The organism is Bizionia sp., from assembly GCF_048259285.1.
Lineage (GTDB): Bacteria > Bacteroidota > Bacteroidia > Flavobacteriales > Flavobacteriaceae > Algorimicrobium > Algorimicrobium hallyeonense.
On sequence record NZ_JBLXHU010000005.1, the window covers coordinates 133,183 to 155,817 of the forward strand.

The 22,635-nt window shown below is 35.9% G+C and carries 21 protein-coding genes; 7 read left to right on the plus strand and 14 right to left on the minus strand.

The genetic code is table 11. From position 1 onward, the window contains the following. Window positions 1-23: 23 nt before the first annotated feature. On the minus strand, window positions 24-1,160 hold the full coding sequence (locus tag ACN0QX_RS04255; protein WP_417195663.1) for a chorismate-binding protein: 1,137 nt from the start codon (window positions 1,158-1,160) through the stop codon (window positions 24-26). Between the two features lie 3 nt (window positions 1,161-1,163). Next, complete coding sequence (locus ACN0QX_RS04260) at window positions 1,164-1,589, minus strand: PaaI family thioesterase (protein ID WP_417195664.1); 426 nt, start codon at window positions 1,587-1,589, stop codon at window positions 1,164-1,166. 52 nt (window positions 1,590-1,641) lie between these two features. Here ACN0QX_RS04260 and ACN0QX_RS04265 point away from each other — a divergent pair, with 52 nt between their 5' ends. Beyond that, the gene (locus ACN0QX_RS04265; RefSeq protein ID WP_417195665.1) at window positions 1,642-2,283 is read left to right on the plus strand and encodes an alpha/beta hydrolase; all 642 of its coding nucleotides are present in this window, start codon (window positions 1,642-1,644) and stop codon (window positions 2,281-2,283) included. 3 nt (window positions 2,284-2,286) lie between these two features. Here the strand turns inward: ACN0QX_RS04265 and ACN0QX_RS04270 are convergent, their stop codons facing one another. Both ACN0QX_RS04270 and dnaK read right to left on the minus strand, forming a co-directional pair. After that, the gene (locus ACN0QX_RS04270; protein WP_248399971.1) at window positions 2,287-3,234 is read right to left on the minus strand and encodes an NAD(P)H-dependent flavin oxidoreductase; all 948 of its coding nucleotides are present in this window, start codon (window positions 3,232-3,234) and stop codon (window positions 2,287-2,289) included. Between the two features lie 272 nt (window positions 3,235-3,506). Continuing rightward, on the minus strand, window positions 3,507-5,414 hold the full coding sequence (gene dnaK / locus ACN0QX_RS04275) for a molecular chaperone DnaK (protein WP_417195666.1): 1,908 nt from the start codon (window positions 5,412-5,414) through the stop codon (window positions 3,507-3,509). A 198-nt stretch (window positions 5,415-5,612) separates the two neighbouring features. Between dnaK and ACN0QX_RS04280 the strand changes: the two genes are divergently transcribed. From ACN0QX_RS04280 to ACN0QX_RS04300, 5 genes are all read left to right on the plus strand, one after another. Next, window positions 5,613-6,107 (plus strand): hypothetical protein, encoded by a 495-nt coding sequence (locus ACN0QX_RS04280; RefSeq protein WP_417195667.1) that lies wholly within the window; start codon window positions 5,613-5,615, stop codon window positions 6,105-6,107. A gap of 87 nt (window positions 6,108-6,194) precedes the next feature. Continuing rightward, entirely contained in the window at window positions 6,195-7,619 is a 1,425-nt protein-coding gene (locus ACN0QX_RS04285; RefSeq protein ID WP_417195668.1) for an L-serine ammonia-lyase, read from the plus strand. A 120-nt stretch (window positions 7,620-7,739) separates the two neighbouring features. Next, window positions 7,740-8,558 (plus strand): 3-methyl-2-oxobutanoate hydroxymethyltransferase, encoded by an 819-nt coding sequence (panB, locus tag ACN0QX_RS04290; RefSeq protein WP_248399979.1) that lies wholly within the window; start codon window positions 7,740-7,742, stop codon window positions 8,556-8,558. 57 nt (window positions 8,559-8,615) lie between these two features. Continuing rightward, entirely contained in the window at window positions 8,616-8,897 is a 282-nt protein-coding gene (locus ACN0QX_RS04295; protein WP_417195669.1) for a four helix bundle protein, read from the plus strand. Window positions 8,898-8,987: 90 nt separating this feature from the next. Continuing rightward, window positions 8,988-9,698 (plus strand): RluA family pseudouridine synthase, encoded by a 711-nt coding sequence (locus ACN0QX_RS04300; RefSeq protein WP_417195670.1) that lies wholly within the window; start codon window positions 8,988-8,990, stop codon window positions 9,696-9,698. Here the strand turns inward: ACN0QX_RS04300 and ACN0QX_RS04305 are convergent. The 5 genes from ACN0QX_RS04305 to ACN0QX_RS04325 form a co-directional block, all read right to left on the minus strand. Then, complete coding sequence (locus ACN0QX_RS04305) at window positions 9,687-10,526, minus strand: sensor histidine kinase (RefSeq protein ID WP_248399981.1); 840 nt, start codon at window positions 10,524-10,526, stop codon at window positions 9,687-9,689. The two genes, ACN0QX_RS04300 and ACN0QX_RS04305, sit on opposite strands and share 12 nt — an antisense overlap. Further along, window positions 10,519-11,223: a hypothetical protein gene (locus ACN0QX_RS04310; protein ID WP_417195671.1), complete on the minus strand. Its 705-nt coding sequence runs from the start codon at window positions 11,221-11,223 to the stop codon at window positions 10,519-10,521. Before ACN0QX_RS04310 ends, ACN0QX_RS04305 begins: the two co-directional genes overlap by 8 nt. An 8-nt stretch (window positions 11,224-11,231) precedes the next feature. Beyond that, window positions 11,232-11,735 (minus strand): hypothetical protein, encoded by a 504-nt coding sequence (locus tag ACN0QX_RS04315; RefSeq protein WP_417195672.1) that lies wholly within the window; start codon window positions 11,733-11,735, stop codon window positions 11,232-11,234. Between the two features lie 70 nt (window positions 11,736-11,805). Beyond that, the gene (locus tag ACN0QX_RS04320; protein ID WP_417195673.1) at window positions 11,806-12,318 is read right to left on the minus strand and encodes a hypothetical protein; all 513 of its coding nucleotides are present in this window, start codon (window positions 12,316-12,318) and stop codon (window positions 11,806-11,808) included. Between the two features lie 145 nt (window positions 12,319-12,463). Beyond that, on the minus strand, window positions 12,464-14,002 hold the full coding sequence (locus ACN0QX_RS04325) for a YifB family Mg chelatase-like AAA ATPase (RefSeq protein WP_417195674.1): 1,539 nt from the start codon (window positions 14,000-14,002) through the stop codon (window positions 12,464-12,466). Window positions 14,003-14,168: 166 nt separating this feature from the next. Here ACN0QX_RS04325 and ACN0QX_RS04330 point away from each other — a divergent pair, with 166 nt between their 5' ends. Next, a complete protein-coding gene (locus ACN0QX_RS04330) occupies window positions 14,169-15,146 on the plus strand; it encodes an NAD(P)H-dependent flavin oxidoreductase (RefSeq protein ID WP_376859427.1) in 978 nt (325 codons plus the stop codon). 3 nt (window positions 15,147-15,149) lie between these two features. Here ACN0QX_RS04330 and ACN0QX_RS04335 read toward each other — a convergent pair whose 3' ends face one another. The 5 genes from ACN0QX_RS04335 to ACN0QX_RS04355 form a co-directional block, all read right to left on the minus strand. Further along, complete coding sequence (locus ACN0QX_RS04335) at window positions 15,150-16,115, minus strand: YheT family hydrolase (RefSeq protein WP_417195675.1); 966 nt, start codon at window positions 16,113-16,115, stop codon at window positions 15,150-15,152. A 10-nt stretch (window positions 16,116-16,125) separates the two neighbouring features. Then, a complete protein-coding gene (gene ade, locus ACN0QX_RS04340; RefSeq protein ID WP_417195676.1) occupies window positions 16,126-17,745 on the minus strand; it encodes an adenine deaminase in 1,620 nt (539 codons plus the stop codon). Window positions 17,746-17,817: 72 nt separating this feature from the next. Further along, window positions 17,818-19,851: a protein-disulfide reductase DsbD family protein gene (locus ACN0QX_RS04345; RefSeq protein WP_417195677.1), complete on the minus strand. Its 2,034-nt coding sequence runs from the start codon at window positions 19,849-19,851 to the stop codon at window positions 17,818-17,820. Further along, entirely contained in the window at window positions 19,841-21,163 is a 1,323-nt protein-coding gene (gene tilS / locus ACN0QX_RS04350) for a tRNA lysidine(34) synthetase TilS (protein ID WP_417195678.1), read from the minus strand. The genes ACN0QX_RS04345 and tilS overlap by 11 nt, the downstream gene beginning before the upstream one ends. Before the next feature lie 56 nt (window positions 21,164-21,219). Then, window positions 21,220-22,524 carry an anthranilate synthase component I family protein gene (locus ACN0QX_RS04355; protein WP_417195679.1) on the minus strand — a complete coding sequence of 435 codons (1,305 nt, stop codon included), beginning with the start codon at window positions 22,522-22,524 and terminating at the stop codon, window positions 21,220-21,222. Between the last annotated feature and the right edge of the window lie 111 nt (window positions 22,525-22,635).

The following is a 22,635-nucleotide window of genomic DNA, read 5'->3' on the forward strand; positions in this document are numbered from 1 at the left end:
GCAAATAGCTTCCTGATAAAAAATTATTGTAATACCTTTTTCATTGTCACCGATTTAGCCATGGTTTCCTCCCATTCTAAATTGGGATTGGAGTCTTTTGTGATGCCTCCTCCAATGTATAAAAGGGCTTCCGTGTTTTGAATTTGCATGCAACGCAGATTTACAAACAGATTTGAAACCGTTTTAATACGCGTGTAAGCATTATTTTCAACATTGCGTCTGTTCGGGTTTCTTGAAATGGATTTCTTAATATTTAGTTCACCTAAAAAACCTGTATAAAAATCGCGTTTATACGCTTCATTTTCAAGGATAAATTGTTTGGCTTCTTCTTTTGGCATACCGCAAACAGCAGGTGTGGGATGCAAAATTTCAATAATATTTTTTAAGCTCGAAGTATCAGAATTCACCCGACCAGAAATGTGCGTTTTTAAATGCAGTAAATTTCCTGCTTTTACAGTTTCCACCTCGGAGATTTTTAAATTATCTAACTGGCTTTCTAGATTTGAAACGATGAAATTGGTAACAATTTGTTGTTCCTCCAATTCTTTATCCTTCCAAACTACATCTATGGTGTTTTTATAAACTTGCGTTCCCGCCAACGCCATGGTGCTGAATTGGTTATTTTCAATATGAAGCAAAGTTTCTGGCGTAGCACCTAACCACAATCCTACTTTAGGATGAAACCATACATACACATAAGCGGTTGGATAGGTTTCTAATAACCTTTTATAAATTTTAATAGGATTTGTTTCTGAAATAGTAACCGATTCTTGCCGGGATAATACGACTTTTTCAAATGTGCCTTTATGAATAGCTTTAATCCCCTTTTCAACTAATACAATATGGTTTTGCTTAGCCACAGTTATATCAGATGTCTCAATACCTTTGGAAGCACATGAGTTTATGGATGATTCTTCAATAGTTTCACTTTCAAATTCTAAAATTAATGATGTTTCAACAGGAATTAAAACACTAGTTTCTTTTATGTTAAAAGGCGAAAAAACAAATCCACTTTCAGAGAAATTCGTGGTTATATAAAGTGTATCATCTTGCTGTAAAAACGTTTTAATTATAGTCTCATTAGGGTTTCTATAAGCTACAAAGGGCAAGTTGTTTACATACTGATCTTGAAGGTTCTCTAAAAAAACAGAAAATGTCATGTTTTATTTTTTTCTTGGTAATGAAATAGTTGACAAGCGGCAAACTGAAATCAAGTTGTCATGGTCATCCGTGACGCGAATATCTATTAATTGCGTGGTTCTTCCTTTATGCAAAAAAGTGGCTTTAGCAAATACATGACCGGCCGTTACACTTTTTAAATGGTTGGCTGTAATTTCGGTGCCGCGAACAAATACCTCGTCTAAATTTGAAAACAAATGGGATGCAAAACTACCAACACTTTCCGCCAATGCTGCTGTTGCCCCACCATGCAACACACCATCTGGTTGATATACGCGCGAATTAACCGGCATTTTGGCTATTAAATAATCATCGCCAAAATCGGAAATACTAATTTCTAGAGTTTCCATCAAGGTGTTTTTGCAAACCGCATTGATTTCCTTAAGTTTGGCTTCTTTAGATATGGACATAAAATTCTGTATTTTTAAATCGAAATGTAAAAGTACAAAACACCAATAACAAATGAATCTAACTGAAAAGGAAATATCTTACACCACCACGAATAGTTATGCCACTTTAAATACATTATCGGCAACTACAAAAAACGTTTGGTTTGTTTGTCATGGGATGGGTTATTTAAGTCGATATTTTTTAAGATATTTTCAGGGCTTATCTGCTGAAGAAAATTATATTATTGCGCCTCAAGCACCAAGTAAATATTATACACCACCAAAATTTAAACATGTTGGCGCGAGTTGGTTAACGAAAGAAACTACGGTTAAAGACACCGAAAATATTATGCGTTATTTTGATTCCGTTCTGGAAGCGGAAGGCCTTCCTGACGGAATAAATTTAATTGTTTTAGGGTATTCACAAGGTGTGAGTGTGGCAACGCGATATCTTGCCAAACGCCAACTACCATGTTCCCAACTGGTATTGCATTCTGGCGGAATTCCAAAAGAATTAGTGGCTGCTGATTTTCAATATTTAGATGCATCAACCAAAGTATCGCTTATTTATGGTACTGAAGATGAATATTTAAATGACGAACGCATCCATCACGAAGAAACGCGCGCTACCCAATTATTTGGAAACCGGTTGCAATTAGTCCCTTTTGAGGGCAAACATGTTGTAAACGTTGAACTAATTAACGGTTTGGTGTAACTATTAATTAGTCAGATTTTTAATAATCTCACGTATCGGCAAAATAGCTTTGGTATGTTCAATACTAGGTCCAGCAACCCAAACTGTTTTGTACGTTGCTTGTAAGGCTGCTTTTTCAGTGGCTTTCATCCCAATATAAAACCGGATCATTTTTACCCATTTTTTAAGGGTTTTATTTTTATTTAGTAGCTTTTCTAAACCCGTTGATTTTGTTCCTATTTTCTGAACATAAGGCGTATTTATTACCGTACACGGTGTTCCTGAAATACGCTCTGTCATAACAATATCGTCCGCGCCATAATCCACACAGGCTTGTTTATAGTCGTCCGTAACACCAGCCTCAATAGAAGCAATAAACGGACTTCCTACAGAAACACCTGCTGCTCCATAGCTTAACATCGTGTCAATATCTGATTTGCAACCCACACCTCCAGCGGAAATGACTGGAATATTTAATTCTTTATGCAATAAACTGGTTAATTCTTGTGGCGATAAATTACCACGATGCCCACCAGCTTCACTATTTACAGCTACGGCTGCATCAGCACCTAATTGTTCTACTTTTTTGGCGAAATGTAAATCGGTTACGTCACAAAATACTTTAATACCAACGGCATGCGCTTCCCTAATGGTTTCTTCTGGATTTCCTAAAGAGGTTAAAATGAAATCGCAACCTTCTTCACAAATCACACGTAATTGTTCTTTATATTTGACATTGGATTTATTCACAATCAGATTATATCCAAAAGCACCACCCGAAACCTTTGCCTCTTTTAACTCATTTATAGAAGCTCGCAATTCATCCAAGGTTCTATAGTTTAAAGCTGGAATACAGCCAGCAATACCGCTTTTCATCCCTTCGATTACCATAGCCGTATTGGAAACCAAAAACATAGGCGCCATAATGATTGGGTGTTTTATTTTGAGAAGATCGGTGAGTTGGGTTGACATGTAATCTGAATTTGTTTGCGCCACAAATATAAGAGAATTTATTATGCGTGCATAGTTTATGGTTGTAAATTTAGTTTCCTCAACGAGTTGTTTCTGACGCCTAAAATTAGTGGTTACAAAAAACCTAACAGGTTTTGAAAACCTGTTAGGTTTAGACATAAAGAAAACGCAACCAAATTAATGATTGCGTTTTAATTTTATCAGAACCCAAAATAAATTTGGGATTAGTGCTTCGCACAATCCCGATTAAAAGATCGGGATTGGCTCTCTGTTTACTTCACTTCTTCGAAATCCACGTCTTCTACGTCGCTTCCTTCGTTAGCATCTGTTCCTGCATTTGCATCAGGACCTGCTTCTGCACCACCTTGTTGCCCATCTGCTTGTGCTTTATACATTTCCTCGCTTGCTACTTTCCATGCTTCGTTAATTTTCTCTAAAGCTGGATCAATAACGGCAAGATCTTTAGTTTCGTAAGCTTTCTTCAATTCTTCAAGTGCTTCTTCAATTGGCTTTTTCTTATCATCAGATAATTTTTCGCCAAATTCTTTCAGCTGACTCTCCGTTTGGAAAATCATCGCATCAGCAGCATTCAATTTTTCAGCAGTTTCTTTTGCTTTCGCATCGGCATCGGCATTGGCTTCAGCATCTGCTTTCATTTTTTGAATTTCTTCTTCTGATAATCCTGAAGAAGCTTCAATACGAATATCTTGTGTTTTGTTCGTCGCTTTATCTGTTGCCGAAACTTTAATGATACCATTGGCATCAATATCAAACGTTACTTCAATTTGAGGGGTTCCACGTTTTGCTGGTGGAATTCCGTCTAAATGGAAACGTCCAATTGTTTTGTTGTCGGCAGCCATTGCACGCTCTCCTTGTAACACATGGATTTCAACAGATGGCTGATTGTCAGCTGCTGTAGAAAATACTTGCGATTTTTTAGTTGGGATAGTCGTGTTAGCTTCAATAAGCTTAGTCATGACGTTACCCATTGTTTCAATACCTAATGATAAAGGCGTTACGTCTAATAACAATACATCTTTTACATCACCAGTTAAAACACCACCTTGGATAGCAGCTCCTAAAGAAACTACTTCATCTGGGTTAACACCTTTACTTGGTTTTTTTCCGAAGAATTTCTCAACAGCTTCCTGAACAGCAGGAATACGTGTAGATCCACCAACTAAAATAACCTCGTTAATATCACTTTTTGTTAAACCTGCAGCTTTCATAGCAGACTCACAAGGTGCAATTGTACGTTTTACTAAATCGTCAATTAACTGCTCAAATTTAGAACGTGTTAAAGTACGTACCAAGTGTTTTGGTCCACTAGCTGTAGCCGTAACATATGGTAAGTTAATTTCTGTTTGTGCCGCAGATGATAATTCAATCTTCGCTTTTTCAGCAGCTTCTTTTAAACGCTGTAACGCCATTGGGTCCTTGCGTAAATCAATATCTTCTTCAGACTTGAATTCGTCAGCTAACCAATCAATGATTTTCTCATCAACGTCATCACCACCTAAATGTGTATCACCTTCTGTTGATAATACTTCAAATACACCATCACCTAATTCTAGGATAGATACATCATGGGTTCCACCTCCAAAATCGAAAACAACGATTTTTTGATCCGTTCCTTTTTTATCCATTCCATAGGCTAAAGCAGCAGCAGTAGGTTCGTTAATAATACGTTCTACCTTTAAACCGGCAATTTCTCCAGCTTCTTTAGTTGCTTGGCGTTGCGAGTCATTAAAGTAAGCTGGTACTGTAATAACAGCACGAGTTACATCTTGACCTAAATAGTCTTCAGCTGTTTTCTTCATTTTCTGAAGAATCATTGCTGATAATTCCTGTGGTGTATACAAACGACCATCAACGTCTACACGTGGTGTATCGTTATCGCCTTTTACTACTTTATAAGGTACACGGCCTGCTTCTTTTGATGATTCAGAAAATTTATTACCCATAAAACGCTTAATAGAATAAACCGTTTTTTCAGGATTTGTAACGGCTTGACGTTTTGCTGGATCACCAACTTTAATTTCACCGCCTTCAACGAAAGCGATTACAGATGGTGTTGTTCTCTTACCTTCTGCATTTGGTATTACAACTGGCTCATTACCTTCCATTACAGAAACACAAGAGTTAGTTGTACCTAAATCGATTCCAATAATTTTACTCATAATAGTTATTTATTTTAATTTGTATTTTCCGATTAGAATCGGAAGTGTTGTGTTCTTATTTATTTTCGGAATGTATAAGACAATGATTGTGCCATGACAAAAAAAGTGACACGATGTCAGACTCCTATGTTAATATACCTTTAAACCGCGCGTATGACGTGAATTATTAGTATTTTTAAATTCTAAAAAATAATGATTATGAAAAATCTATTAACACTATTAGTTGGATTTGTTTTAGTTTTAACCTCTTGTGAAGGTCCTCAAGGACCTCCAGGCTCTCCTGGTAGAGATGGCGGATTAATAGTAGCTCAAGCTTTTGAAATTGAACTGAATTTTACAAGCGCAAATAATTATGAATTTTTTGAACCTTATGGTTTTGAAACGTATCCTGCCGATGTCACTTTAGTGTATATTCTTTGGGAAGTGGTTAATGGGCAAGAAGTTTGGCGCTTATTACCTCAAATAGTAGAGTTTGAAGATGGTACTTTAATGTACAATTTTGATTTTACACGAACGGAAGTGCGTTTCTTTTTAGATGGTTCTGTAAATTTCAATACTCTAGATAATTCGTGGACGCGCAATCAAGTATTCCGAGTGATTGTGGTTCCTGCCGATAATGTTGGCAAACATGATTATTCTGATATCAATGTAGTAATGGACACTTATGGTATTACAGAATTTGAAAAACATTAGGTTAAATTCCTATGGAATATACGTGCGTTTCTTGAAAATCATCATAAACTAAATGTATATTTGTAGTTAATCTAAACTGATTATAATATGGAGTGTATTTCTGTCTTCGATATGCTAAAAATTGGTGTGGGACCTTCTAGTTCGCACACATTAGGTCCTTGGCGTGCTGCCGAAAGATGGATTGCGGAATTAAAATCTAAAAACCGGTTTGGAAAAGTAGAAAGCATCACGGTAGATTTATACGGCTCCTTGTCCTTAACTGGAAAAGGCCATGCTACAGATTATGCGGTTATGTTAGGTTTAAGTGGCGCCGATCCCGAGTATATTCCTGTGGATACTATTGATGTTATAATAGCCTCCATTAATAACACCCATAAACTGCGTTTTAATAATGAACGCACTATAGATTTCGACCCGAAAAAAGACATCGTTTTTAATAGAAAATTCTTGCCATACCATGCTAACGGCATGCGTTTTACGGCGGTTATTAATGGCAGGAAATCCCATGCCTACTACTACTCTATTGGTGGTGGATTTGTGGTTCAAGAAGAACGTCAGAATTCTAAAGCCAACAAAATTATATTCTATTGTACGTTTCCATATCCTGTTGAAAATGGCGTGAAATTACTTGATTTTTGCCAGCAACTAAATTTACCGATTTCAGGCGTTGTTTTAGAAAATGAAAAGTCCATTCGCGATGAAGAAACAATTGATTTTGAATTAAAACGCATCTGGAATACCATGTTAGAATGTATGTACGTTGGTTGTCATACAGAAGGTAATTTACCTGGAGGTTTAAATGTGCGCCGTCGTGCCTATGATATGCACAAGAATTTAAATAATGGCGTGCCGTATGATTCGCCTGAAACCTGGTTACAAAGTATTCGTCAGACGGAAGTTAAATTCCGACAAATTTTAAAATGGGTGAGCTGTTTTGCTTTGGCTGTAAATGAAGTAAATGCGGCTTTAGGTCGTGTTGTAACAGCGCCAACAAACGGCAGTGCAGGTGTAATTCCAGCTGTTTTAATGTATTATTTAGTTATTGAAAACCATGATGCCGATTTTGAACATATCAAGAAGTTCTTATTAGTTTCTGGTGAAATTGGTTCCATATTTAAAAAAGGAGCCACCATCTCGGCTGCTATGGGTGGTTGTCAAGCTGAAATTGGCGTATCATCTGCTATGGCTGCAGGCGCTTTGTGCGAATTAATGGGTGGCACACCAGACCAAGTTTTAATTGCGGCTGAAATAGCTATGGAGCATCACTTAGGTCTCACCTGCGATCCTATTGGTGGTTTAGTACAAATACCATGTATTGAACGTAATTCTATGGGAGCAATAAAAGCCATTAATGCCGCTGAATTAGCCCTAGACACCGATCCTAAAAATGTAAAAGTGCCTTTAGATAAAGTGGTTCAAACTATGTGGGAAACGGCTAAAGACATGAATTCCAAATACAAAGAAACCAGTGAAGGTGGACTTGCCGTTAGTGTTAATTTAACGGACTGCTAATTGGTTTTTTAAACCCATTGATTCTTGTGTGTACTGGTAACCTATTTTATTGAAATACTTAAAAATTTAATGGTATCCACTCTTAATTTATTAATTTTACCTGCATTTTAAACCAAACTTATGTCAGTAGCCAAAAAACAGTACAAACGCATTACCGTAAAAACATTAGTGGATATGAAAGCCAAAGGCGAAAAAATATCCATGTTAACAGCCTATGATTATACCATGGCTAAAATTGTTGATGGTGCCGGAATAGATGTGATTCTTGTTGGCGATTCCGCCAGTAATGTTATGGCTGGACATGAAACAACCTTACCCATTACGTTGGATCAGATGATTTATCATGCATCATCAGTCGTTCGTGCGGTTGAGCGTGCTTTGGTGGTTGTAGATTTACCTTTTGGAAGTTACCAAAGTGATCCTAAAGAAGCCTTACGTTCTGCCATCCGAATTATGAAAGAAAGTGGCGGACATGCTGTAAAACTAGAAGGTGGAAAAGAAGTTAAAGATTCTATTAAGCGTATTTTACATGCGGGAATTCCGGTTATGGGACATTTAGGTTTAACACCACAATCCATTTATAAATTTGGAACTTATACCGTTCGTGCCAAAGAAGATGAAGAAGCAGATAAACTGAAAGAAGATGCTTTAATGCTTGAAAAAGCGGGTTGTTTTGCTATTGTGTTAGAAAAAATTCCCGCCAAATTAGCTCAAGAAGTTGCGGAAAGTGTCAGCATTCCTGTTATAGGCATTGGCGCTGGAAAAGGTGTAGATGGTCAAGTGCTTGTATTGCACGATATGATTGGCATGACACATGAATTTAATCCGCGTTTTTTACGTAGATATATGAATTTGTATGAAGATATGACCAATGCTATTTCGCAATATGTTACTGATGTTAAATCGGTTGATTTTCCGAATGATGAGGAACAGTATTAAATCCGATTGTTGGATTGTTGGATTGTTGGAAATATGACAAATAGTTTAAATTAGTAAATGCATAGATTTAAGGATTTAGAAGTATGGAAAAAAAGTAGATTATTTTGCGTAGAAATTTATTCTATAACATCTAAATTTCCCGAATCGGAGAAATTTGGATTGTCTAATCAATTGCGAAGAGCCTCTGTTTCCATACCTTCAAATATTGCTGAAGGTTCATCTAGACATTCGAATAAAGATTTTACAAGATTTCTTCAAATAGCAATTGGTTCAGCATACGAAATTGAAACAAAATTATTAATTGCGTCAGACTTAAATTTCATAAACAAAGTAGATTGAGATAATCTATTAAATAGTTTAGATGCTATTATTAAAATGACCTCTAAATTTAAATCAACGCTCAAATAAATCCAAAAATCTAATAATCTAGTGATCAAATCGTCTAAATTACTCTCCAACAAAACCAACCTCCAAGTCCTATACGAAGACAATCACCTAATCATCGTGAACAAACGCGCTGGTGATATTGTTCAAGGTGATAAAACTGGCGACACGCCGTTAAGCGATGTGGTTAAAGACTATATAAAGGACAAATACAACAAACCTGGCAATGTGTATTTAGGTGTGGTTCATAGATTGGACAGACCAACTACTGGTGTAGTTATGTTTGCTAAAACCAGTAAAGCCTTGCCACGATTGAATAAATTATTTGCGGAAAGAGGTGCCCATAAAACCTATTGGGCTTTAGTTAAAAAGGCACCTCCAAAACAAACGGATACGTTAATACATTGGTTGCGGAAAAACCCGAAGAACAATAAATCCACTGCCTTTCCTAATGAATCTGCTGATAGTAAAAAAGCCATTTTGCAGTATCTGGTGTTAAAACAATTAGATAATTACTATTTAGTAGAAGTCGCTTTAGAAACCGGCAGACATCATCAAATTCGTGTGCAATTAGCTAGTATTGGTTGTCCAATAAAAGGCGATTTAAAATATGGCTTTAACCGAAGTAATCCAGATGGCAGTATTAGTTTACACGCTAGACACTTAAAATTTACGCATCCTGTTTCTCATGATGTTATTGATGTTACAGCACCTGTACCAAATGATCCCGTTTGGAACGCCTGTTTAGAAGATTAATTTTGTTTCTTCACGATACGGATAGTTAATTTGCAAGCTTGTTCCTTCCTTAATTTCAGAACGTAAATTAAACGCCGCGTGAATTAAATCTGCACGACTTTTCATATTTAGTAAGCCTGCTCCCTTTTCTGCGGAAGCGATATCAAAACCTTTGCCATCATCTTCAATATGAATTATCAGCTGTTGCTCTTGATAATCTAATTTCACCATTAAACTCGCTGCCGATGCATATTTCACGGTATTTGAAATAAACTCTTGGATTATTCGGAATAAGATAATGCTATCTTTGGAATTGGTGAATGTGGTTTCATCACCTGTAATTTCTAATTGGGCTGATAATAGCTGTAGTTTATTTAAACGTGCCACTTCGTTTTCAACCGATTTTTGAAAACCACGATTCACAATTACATCACTATTTAAGGATTTAGAAAGCGCACGCACTTCGCTTAAACTCTCTTTGACTACATTTTTAGTTTCCGTAAATTGCTCCTTAATGGCTTCCTGAACTTGCATATTCATAATGCTCATTTGCATATTGGCAACAGACAGTAATTGCCCAATATTATCATGCAATTCCTGACCAATATTTTTAAGTGTTTGTTCCTGAATTTCTATTTGGGTGTTAGAGATTTCTTCTTGAAAGACTTTCTCGCGTTCAATTTTATCTAAAAGCAGTTTGTTTTTTCGTTTTTGAAAAACGATAAAGAATATAATAATTAAAGCCGTAACAATTATTAAAACAGCTATCATGTATAACAATAGGTAACGTTCAGCTGCTGTTGACACGGCTTGCTTCTGGAATACAATAAAAAGTAACGTTCTAATCATATTGTGGTTTGCAAAAAAAGAGAGCTAAAGCAAAAGATACATACATAAACACATTAGCAAACAAAAATATTTGGTATTTTAAAAATACAAAGTTCCAGTCGGCTTGAGAAAAATAGAGCTCATAGAAAACTAATGGTGTGGTGATTAACCACCAAATTAATACGGTGGCACTGATATAAAAATTAATAGATTGATAAAATATTAAAATACGATCACTATTTAAAATTTCAAAAAAATATAAACTAATAGCCAAAAAAACAGTTAAAGTCGATAGCACCTGTATTAAAGGAATATAACTAATATAGAGTTTTTCATATTGGGTGGTTAATATTATTATGGAAGCTGTAAGAAACAGCCATTTGGTAAATTTTAAAATTGTTTTCAATTTTGGATGTTGAATTATTTTTTGAAAATAAAAAACGTAAAACAGGGTACTGGCAATTACCCAAAAAATAGTAATGTACCAATAATTCCTTTCAAACATGGTATTCTCAATACTATCAAAAGTTTCCAAATAATGAAAAAATCTTGGATACCTTGAAATCAAATCAACAAAAGCACTATAGACCAGAAACCATATAAAATAAATAACAGCAGTAGATTTATACTTTTTATAAAGGAATAAACCTGTACCTGCTGCTAAAAATTCAACGGAATGCGTAATTAAGAAATAATTTTGACTTAAAAACTCATTCATAATTTTGGTTATTGTGGATAGTTTGAATTTGGCGGATGACCAGAACTTCCCATATTCAAGCCATCACCTCCAGGAATATCACCACCTTCTTCACGTGTGAAAGGAATCATGCTGGCTTTAGAAACATTTCTGTTTCCAGTTGGCACTAAAAATACGGTAGCTCGACCTGCTTTACCATTCGCTTCATGTTCGCCATAAGCTGCAAAATAAATACGAACACCATCCATTTCATAGCCTAAATCCTGCGATTGATTTTCAGCATAATCTAGATATGCTCTCATATCTTGTAGCGAAAATTTCACAGATCTGTTATCTGGTTTACCAATAGCAGCTTCAATTGCGCTTGCACGTGAAGCCGTCCAATTATTATTTAATTCTTGAGCACGTTCAGGTGAAATAAGACCTGGAGGTGCCTTAAATTTACTAGATGACAACGCATCATTATCATTTTCAGCAGATTTAGAATCATCAGTAGTACAACTGTAGCTAATAAACAACATACATACATACATACATACATACGGATTTCCAATTAAAATAATTTTTCATAATTTAAATATTTAAGGGTTAATAATTACGTATTTACTGTGGGTAATTGGCACTCGGTGGATCACCACCACCTCCCATATTCAAGCCATCACCACCAGGAATGTCACCGCCTTGGCGTTTAAAATGAAACGGCATACTGGAGCCTTCAGATAAGGCTTGCATACCTGTTGGTACAAAAAACATGGTGGTGTAACCAACGCCTTCTTCATTGGTATCTGGATAGGCACCTAAATACAAACGCACACCATCCATTCTGTAACCTAATTCATGGGATTGATTTTCTGCATATTTTAGGTAATTTCGTACATCTTCTAAAGACCACCAAGCAGATCGGTTATCTGGACGCATAACAATTTGTTCGCTAATTAATTGGTGCCGCGTGTTAAAAGCAATATCTAAAGTTTTAGCTTCTTCGGGTGTTATAACACCTGCTGGCTTAACAATACCACCTACGGTATCATCGTGACCTGCACAATTAGGACAAAAATAGTAGGTAGCTAAAGCACCAATGATGGCACCAATAATTAATAAGGATACATTTTTCATTTTTGGTTAGTTTGATTAATAGGTCTTAAAAATATAAAAAAGAATGAAATAGACTTTGTTTTTCTAGAAATAAAATGATTTAATTTCATTTTTCAACTATCCTATTTATTGGCGATTAGCCTGCAAACTGTCAGAAAATTTTCACTTAACCTAACCAACCCTCGCGATCTAAACTACGGTATTGAATGGCTTCGCTAATATGGGAACCATTTATAGACGGACTAGCTTCTAAATCGGCAATGGTTCTGGAAACTTTTAAAATCCTATCATAAGCGCGAGCGGACAAATTCAAACGTTCCATGGCTGTTTTTAATAATTCTTTGGAAGCAGCATCCAGTTTACAATATTTCCGAATTTGCTTCACATTCATTTGCGCATTATAATGCACGCTATCCGAATCCACAAAACGTTCTGTTTGTTTTTCTCTGGCTGCAGTAACCCGTTTTCTGATTTCTACAGATGCTTCGCCTTTGCGTTCATCAGATAATTTTTCAAAAGGTACTGGTGTCACTTCAATATGAATATCTATTCTATCTAACAACGGACCAGACACTTTACTTAAATACCGTTGCATTTCCGCTGGTGATGATGTTACAGGTGCATTGGGATCGTTAAAATAACCACTCGGACTCGGATTCATACTCGCCACCAACATAAAGGATGATGGATAGGTAACCGTAAATTTGGCTCTGGAAATGGTAACTTCCCGATCTTCTAACGGCTGACGCATCACCTCTAAAACCTCGCGTTTAAATTCTGGTAATTCATCTAGAAACAACACACCGTTGTGCGACATGGAAATTTCGCCTGGTTGCGGATAGCTACCTCCTCCCACTAAAGCGACATTTGAAATAGTATGATGCGGACTTCTAAAAGGGCGTTGCGCCATTATTCCTGTGTTTTCTTTAACACGACCAACGACGGAATGAATTTTTGTAGTTTCCAAAGCCTCACTTAATGTCATTGGAGGAAGTATGCTTGGTAACCGTTTTGCAAGCATGGTTTTACCAGCGCCTGGAGGACCTATTAAAATAATATTATGACCACCCGCTGCGGCAATTTCCATACAACGCTTAATTCCTTCTTGACCTTTTACATCAGCAAAATCGAATTCTGGGAAATTGAGACTTTTATTAAACTCTTCCTTCACATCAATTATGGTTTGCTCTAAAGCTTCGCCTTTATCAAAATAATCGATGACCTGCGAAATTGTATCTACGCCATAAACATTTAAACCAGAAACAATGGCAGCTTCTTTGGCATTTTGTTTGGGAAGAATAAACCCTTTAAAACCTTCTTCGTGTGCTTTTATGGCAATGGGTAAAGCGCCCTTTATGGGTTGTAAGGTTCCATCTAAAGACAACTCACCCATAATTAAATAAGCTTCTAAATCATCCGCTTTTATCTGGTTGGTGGCGGCTAGAATTCCCATAGCTAGGGTTAAATCGTAGGCACTTCCCTCCTTCCGTAAGTCGGCAGGCGACATATTTATAATTATTTTTTTGCCGGGAATTTTATAACCATTGTTTTGAAGCGCAGCAGCAATTCGGAAATTACTTTCTTTAATAGCATTATCCGGTAAACCTACCAAATGATAGCCAACGCCTTTATCCACATTTACCTCTACGGTTATGGTTGTCGCTTCAACGCCAAATACCGCACTTCCAAAAACTTTTTTTAGCATAATTGCTTGATTTCCTTAAATGTATGAAAAAACAATGAGTAATGTGGCAACTAAATTTTAGAAATATGTTGATAATTATGACGAATTAGCAAACTCTTAAGTCGTCAATTCAAGCCTAATGAGCAGATTTTATTTATATTTGGTATCCAATCAAAACACACAAAAAATGAGTAAAGCATCGTTTATAAAAGACTTAACATTGCCTGCTGTTGCGGCACCTATGTTTTTAATTTCTGGACCACAATTAGTCATTGAATGTTGTAAAAATGGCATTGTTGGAACGTTTCCTGCTTTAAATCAGCGTACGAGCGAAGGTTTTGAAGAATGGCTGGTAGAAATTAAAACCGCACTTGCCAAATTTGAACAAGAAACAGGAAAAAAAGCAGCACCATTTGGTGTGAATCTGATTGTTCATAATACAAATCCACGTGTACAAGCCGATTTAGAACTATGTATTAAACACAAAGTACCATTAATTATTACATCTTTAGGTGCTGTTTCAGAACTGGTTGATGCTGTTCATAGTTATGGCGGGTTAGTATTTCATGATATTATTAAAAAACGGCATGCAGAAAAAGCTGCCGAAGCTGGTGTAGATGGGCTTATTCTCGTTTCCGCCGGAGCTGGTGGTCATGCAGGAACTATTAACCCGATGCCCTTAATTGCAGAAATTAAACGCTTCTTTAAGAAAACCATTTTGCTAGCAGGAACCATAAGCACAGGACGAGATATAGCATCTGCCTTACAAATGGGTGCCGATTTAGCCTATATGGGAACCCGATTTATTAATACGCAAGAAAGTAAAGCACCTCAAGAATATCGGGATATGATTATTGATGCTGGCGCTGATGATATTGTTTATACAGCCGCTATTTCTGGTGTTGCTGCCAACTTTTTAGGACCAAGCATAAAAGCCATGGGAATCACCGAAGAGATGTTAACACGTGAGAAAAAAGTAGATTTTGGTGAAGAATTAACAGCTCATAAAGATGATGCAAAAGCATGGAAAACGATTTGGTCCGCTGGACAAGGGGTGACTAATATTAGCAATGCACCTCATGTATCTGAATTAGTGAAAGCACTTAAAGATGAGTTTATTTCGGCTCTTGAAGAACAAACGAATTACTTGGAAATTTATAAGTAAGGATTATTGCGAATTTTTACGAATAAACTCCAAAGTCCGAAGTTCATTATAATAATAACCACCTTTTTGAATAAAGCCCATATGACCACCATATTTGGGCATCTCTAAAAATAAATTCGGGTTATTTATCGCTTCTTTTACGGGATAGCACTCCGGTGATAAAAAGGAATCGTTTAGCGCATTTATTATTAATGTGGGAACTTTAATATTAGGAAGAAATTGTAAGGAACTGCTTTTCTCATAATAATCGGCACCATTTATAAATCCGTGGGCTTTAGAGGTATAATAATTATCGAAATCGTAAAGCGTTTTAATGGCTTTTAAATCTTTATTTGAAATTTTATCGGGATGGTTTTTGCTTTTAATCCGTAATTTATTGATTAAATCACGTTTGAACTTTTCGTGAAATGGAACGTTTTTAATGGTGTGCAATTCCTTGGCAGATCCTGCTAAATAGCATGGTACTGAAATGGCTATTCCGCCCTTTATTTCTGTTGGAATGTTAGTGGATTCACCTAAATATTTTAAAGTGACATTTCCGCCTAAACTGACGCCTTTGATATAGATTTCTGAATACGTTTTTGTACCAATAACATGCGAAATAACATCTTGTAAATCCGTGGTTGCTCCTGAATGATAGGATTGGAAATGCAAGTTATCTTCACCAGAACACCCTCTAAAATTAACGGATAACGCATCAATTTTATTCTCATTACACAACTTGGCTGTTCCAGTAACATAAGCACGTTGTGCGCTACCTTCCATGCCATGCAAAATAATGATAAGCGTATCTGTTTTTTCATCAGCATAACTCCAATCCAAATCTAAAAAATCGCCATCGGATAAGGTGAACCGTTCGCGTTTTTGGACAATGCCTTCAACTTTCCGGATTAATCCAGAATAAACAGTGGCCACAAAGCCTTTTCTGAAAAAATAGGGTGGTTTATAGGTGGATTCTAGTATGGGCATATTAAACTTCTTAAACTTCTAAAGATGTAAATTTAAACGTATTCCCGTCAAACAAGCCTTTGTCACTCAATTTTAAGGACGGAATTACCAATAATGCCATAAAACTCAAGGTCATATAAGGTGCATTTAATGTGCTGCCTAATTGTTTAGCTATTTTATCTAATTTGCCATAAGCTTCACCAATGGTTTTGGCGTCTTGATTGCTCATGATACCAGCAACGGGTAAGGAAACAATGTGACTATCAGTTTCGGAGACAGCACAAATACCACCTTTGTTTTCAATAATTACATTCACAGCTTTGCAAATGGCTTCATCGGTCGCACCAACGGCAATAATATTATGTGAGTCGTGACCAACTGAACTGGCAATGGCACCAGATTTTAATCCGAAGTTTTTAATAAAGGCCATAGACGGTTTATCATTATTATAGCGATTTACAACCGTCATTTTTAAAATATCTTTTTCAATATTTGAGATTAAGTTTCCGTTTTCAATTAACGCATCTTCAATAAGCTCATTGGTTACCAGTTGCCCTTCCAAAGCTTCGATAACTCTGATTTTCTTTGCTGAAGATTCTATTCTAAAATCGGACACCTGCTTTTTAGATGTATTGAAATTATTAAGTATTTCGAATTCTGTATGTGGAATAAGCGATTGTCCGTTTTCAAAAACCACCTCACCATTAATAACCGTTTTAAGCGTTTTAAAGTGACTTAAATCTTCTACAACAATAAAATCGGCTGCATCATTTACTTGCAATAAGCCGACTGATAAATTATAATGTTTTACAGGATTTACACAGGCCATTTGTAATATTTTAAATACATCAAAGCCTTTGGAAATGGCACGCGCACATAATTGATTAATATGACCAAGTAATAAATCGTCTGGATGCTTATCATCGCTACAAAACATCATGTTTTCGTAATGTTCTGGTAACAAATCAATTAGAGCTTCAAAGTTTTTGGCAGCACTCCCCTCTCGTATTAAGACTTTCATACCTTTTTGAAGTTTCTCTAACCCTTCTTCATAGGTAAAACATTCATGATCGGTTGAAATGCCTGCGTTGATATATTTCGTTAAATCATCACCACGTAAACCTGGAGCATGACCATCTACGGGTTTGTTGTAGTGTTTTGCCCAAGCAATCTTTTTTAGCACCTCTTCGTCATCGAATAAAACGCCTGGATAATTCATCATTTCGGCTAAATATGTTATATCCGGATTTGCCATTAATTTCCTAATTCCCTCCGAATCAATTACAGCTCCTGCCGATTCAAAGGTGGTTGCTGGCACGCAAGATGGTGCACCAAAATTAAATTTGAATGGTGTTTGCTTCCCGTTTTTAATCATGAATTCCACACCTTCTACTCCCAAAACATTAGCTATTTCATGCGGATCGGAAACGGTTGCTATTGTTCCATGGTTTACGGCAATTCTTGCAAATTCACTGGGTACCAACATAGAACTTTCAATATGAATATGCGCATCCACAAATCCTGGTAAGATAAACTGTTGTATGTTATGAGACACTTCTTCGATAGCTGAAATTTTGCCGTTTGTTACGGTAATTTCACCCGAAAAAATACGCTTATTGGGTATATCTACAATCTGTCCTTGTATTTTCATAAAGTCGTTTCGGTAAAGCTACTTATTTTAAATAAAAAAAGCGAGAACGAGTCTCGCTTGATTTTTAAGTATTTATTGTTTTTGTTTAAATCGTTTTACACCTGCTTTTAACCAATCGTAATATTCATCGGCATCTGGCATGTAACCTACAGCCTTGCTAATATCGTTTCCGTCAGTGTCCTGAATTACATATAAAGGTTGTGCGTTGGTATTGTAACGCACTTGTTGAAATTCCAACCATTTATGGCCAAAAGTTGTGACATTATTTCCTGTTAATTCAGATTCATATTGTTCGTCTTTAGGTAGCTTTTTTCTATCATCAACATATAATGAAATCAATACCACGTCATTATTTAACACATTAAAAACATGCTCCTTTACCCAAACTTGCTCTTCCATTTTTCGGCAATTAACACAAGTTAATCCGGTGAAATCCAGCATTACAGGTTTGTTCACTTTCTTGGCATAAGCTAAACCTTGATCATAGTCATGAAATGCTATTAAGTTATTTGGTCCATAATGTGCATGCTCTGGAAGTTCAACCGCTGTACCTGTTCCACTGGAATACAAAGCTGGTTTGGTATTTCCAACACCATAGGGCGATTCACTATTAGTGCTCATTGGTGGTGGAAAACCACTAATAAGTTCCACTGGTGCTCCCCAGAGTCCTGGAATCATATAAACCGTAAACGATAAAGCTAACAATGCCATACATAAACGACCAACGGAAATATGTGGTAAAGGCGAATCGTGTGGTAATTTAATTTTCCCTAATAAATATAAACCTAGTGTACCAAAAATAGCAATCCAGATGGCTAAAAATACCTCACGGGTTAACATGTGCCATTCGAGTACTAAATCCACCATAGACAGGAATTTGAAAGCAAATGCTAATTCTAAAAACCCTAAAGTCACTTTAACAGTATTCAACCAACCACCCGATTTTGGCATGGAATTTAACCAACTCGGGAAAAATGCGAATAAAGCAAATGGTAACGCTATTGCTGATGAAAAACCTAGCATACTAATAATTGGTGCAATACCACCTTTAGTTGCTGCATCTAACAAAGCTGTTCCTGCAATAGGGAAGGTACATGAAAACGACACAACCGCCAATGCTAAAGCCATAAAGAAAATACCTACCACTCCACCTCTATTGGCACCAGTATCTACTTTGTTGACCCAAGAATTTGGTAACATAATTTCAAAAGCACCTAAAAAAGAAAAAGCAAAAATTAATAAAGCCAAGAACATAATGGTATTAAACGTAACACCCGTAGAAAATTCATACATGGCATTACTACCAAAAAGAGCCGAAATAGCCGTTCCTAAAAGTGTATAGATTACAATGATGAAGAATCCGTATAGCAATGCATTTCTAATACCTTGACCACGTGTTTTGCTTTGTTTGGTAAAGAAGCTCACCGTCATAGGAATCATTGGAAACACGCATGGTGTTAGTAATACCAAAAACCCTAAAAAGAAAGCCGTAAAAAACGTTACCCATAGACCTTTGGATTCGTTTTCTACTTCCGAATCCAAAACCGTATAATCTGGCGACACTTCTGTTTTAGATTCATTTAAATTTAAAATGTTTGAAAGTCCGGAATTCTCATTCATAACAGGAATGGCATCTTCCATGGTGGTGTTGTCCAAATTAAATGTAACAGATTTCTGTTGATAAATGCAACGCATATCATCACAAGCCTGGAAATCGATGGTTCCGGTAATGGATTTTAAATTTGGATTTAAAAGTTGAATTTTTTGAGTGAAAGTAGCTTCCCTGTCAAAGTAGTTTAAATCCATTTCAAACACCTTATCAAAAGCAGTGATATACTTACTCTCCACAACATTACCAATTAGTTTATAATTATCTGTTTGGTCAATGGTGTCGAAAATAAATTCGGTTGGCGTTGGTCCACCATCTGGTAAGTCTTGAGAGTATAAATGCCATTTATCTTCAATGGTTGCCTCAAAAATTAAATTGTATTCGGTTTCTGATAGTTTTTCAGTTTTTCCTGTCCATTTTACGGGGTTTAAAATTTGGGCATGTACTGAAAACGCAGTAATAAGAAGCGTTGTAAATAGAATTAAATTACGTTTCATTATGGAGACTAATTTTTAATATAGGTTTCGTTTCGTTAGTTACTTTAAATCGGTTATCGGCGCGTAAACCAATAACCCAAACAATTTGCTTATTGGTACATAATAACCAGGCTTGTTCTTTTTCGGGTAAAGACAATTTTTCATCTTTAAAAAATTTACTCAATTTCTTTTTACCATCCATCCCAAAAGGGTAAAAATAGTCGCCTTTTTCCCATTTTCTTACTGTTAAAGGATATTTTAACAAATCTTTATCAACATATAATACTGTAGCTGAAATTTCATCAATTTTCGTGGTATTTTCAATTGTTAAACGACCAATGGGAAGTGCCAATTCAGAATCATTTTCTTGTAAAACAACTGATGTTTCCGCAATATTTATTGGTAATTCTGTTAAAATTAAAGTGGTTCTATCTTTAAGCAACCTATGTGTTTTTGACAGAACAAATTTTCCGGATTGTGCAAATAATAATTGATACACATCATCCCATTCTGTAAACTGAAAATCTTTAAGTAGCTGGTATAAATAGACTTTCGGATTGGATAATTGTTGTAATTTTTTTACATCCAACTGAATACTATTATCTGTTGTGTAAACTATTTTTTTCTGAATTCGAACCAAGGCGTCATCAATAATTTCAGCCGACTCTTGTAAGTGAACTTGTGTTTTTTGAAAATTTTGAAGGAATTGCGGATTCATTTCCTTTAAAACAGGAATGATATCATGTCGTAATTTATTCCGAAGGTATTTGGTGGATGCATTGGTACTATCTTCCTGCCACGACATTTTTTCACCTTTTGCAAACACTTGTAATTCGCTGTGTGAAAACGGTAATAAAGGTCTAACAAGCTTACCATTTGTTTCAGGAATGCCTGTTAAACCATCTAAACCGGTTCCACGCATGAGATTAATAAAAAAGGTTTCCAAGTTATCATCGGCATGATGGGCTGTTAAAATATAGTCGAAATTCAATTGTTCTGCTAATTCAAGAAACCAATTATAACGTAATTCGCGCGCAGCCATTTGAATAGAGATATTATTTTCTGTAGCGTAGGTTTCGGTTTCAAAACTTTCTATAAACACTTCTAAATCTAAATCTTCGGCTAACTCTAAAACAAATTCTTCATCCGCATCACTTTCAGTTCCGCGTAAATTGAAATTACAATGTGCCAAAGCAATGTTTAAATTCATTTTATGGCAAACACGGGTTAGAACCACACTATCCATTCCTCCAGAAATAGCAATTAAAACCCTGCTTTTAGCTAAAAAAGGAAATTCTTGGTGGATATGATTTTCAAAATCAATTTGTGTCATATAATTTTCAATAATACGTCAAATTTACACTTTTAAAAAAACTATTCGTAATCCTTTTAAGCCTCCAAAACGTCGCGCATAGCTTTGGCTTTTATGAGGCACTCCTCGTATTCATTTAACGGATTGCTTTTAGCTGTAATGGCACCACCAACAGAATACGACACATACTGATTTGTGGCGTTATAAAGTATACTTCGTATCACCACATTAAAATCAAAATCACCTTGAGGTGTCATATAACCAACAGCACCGGAATATAAGCCACGCTTTGTTTCTTCAAGGTTTTCAATAATGCGCATGGCCGAAATTTTAGGTGCACCTGTCATGCTTCCCATAGGAAATGTGGATTCAATAATATGGATAGGATTTGTGCTTTCTGAAACCGTACTTTGAATGGTTGAAATCATTTGATGAACTTGTTGAAAACTGTAAATTTTACACAATTCCAATACGTGAACGCTTCCCTTAATTGCTGTTTTAGATAAATCATTTCGGACTAAATCCACGATCATGATATTTTCGCTACGCTCTTTAACATCATTTATTAACTGATTTTTAAGTGAGGTATCTTCTTCTTCATTTCCAGACCGTTTGGCGGTTCCTTTTATAGGTTGCGAAATAACCGTTTGTCCTGATTTTTTCAAATAGCGTTCAGGCGAGGCTGACAACAAATATTTATCATCTAATTTTAAGAAAGTAGCAAAAGGTGGTTTTGAAATCGCATTCAGATTGTTATAAATGGCTAATGGCTTTATTTGGGTGTCTTCCGCATAAAACTCCTGACAGAAATTAGCTTCATAAATATCACCACGATGAATATGAGCTAGCATATTATTCACCTTTTCAAAATAAGCATCTTTGGTAATCCTCATTTTAATTTTGATGGGATTATCTAATACATTTTCATCGCGATTAGAATGAAATTCTTCTACTTTTTTAATGGCTTCCAGATCTGCTTCTATCTCATCATCCACCATATTCAGATACTGCAAGACCACTTGATTTCCTTTGATTAAAAATATTTTTTTAGGTTGAAAGAAACACATGTCTGGAAATTGTAATCCATCAAAGTTTTCAGATTTTAAGGGTTCTGTTGTGTTTTTTAAATCATAGGTTAAATACCCAAAAATCCAATCGTTAGTTATGGTTTGATACTCTTTTAATTTCTGAAATGCATCTATATAATCCGTTTGAATACTAGTAAAAGCATCCACAGCTAAAACAGCATCATAACTACTATGCGTTTGTGTGTAAGTATTAGAATCTAACCACAAAACCTCACGGAATTGCTGACTCCAAAGCAGTAACTGATTTTTAAAGACTTGGATGTCTTGGGGTTGATATGTGTGGGTTTTTCTCAATAAAAAAGTTATTTACAAAGTACCGAAAATTTCATTGGATAAAAAAGCAGAACTATGGTATGTATCATAACAATTTATAAAGTTGCAAAGCCATAAAGCATAAGACATATA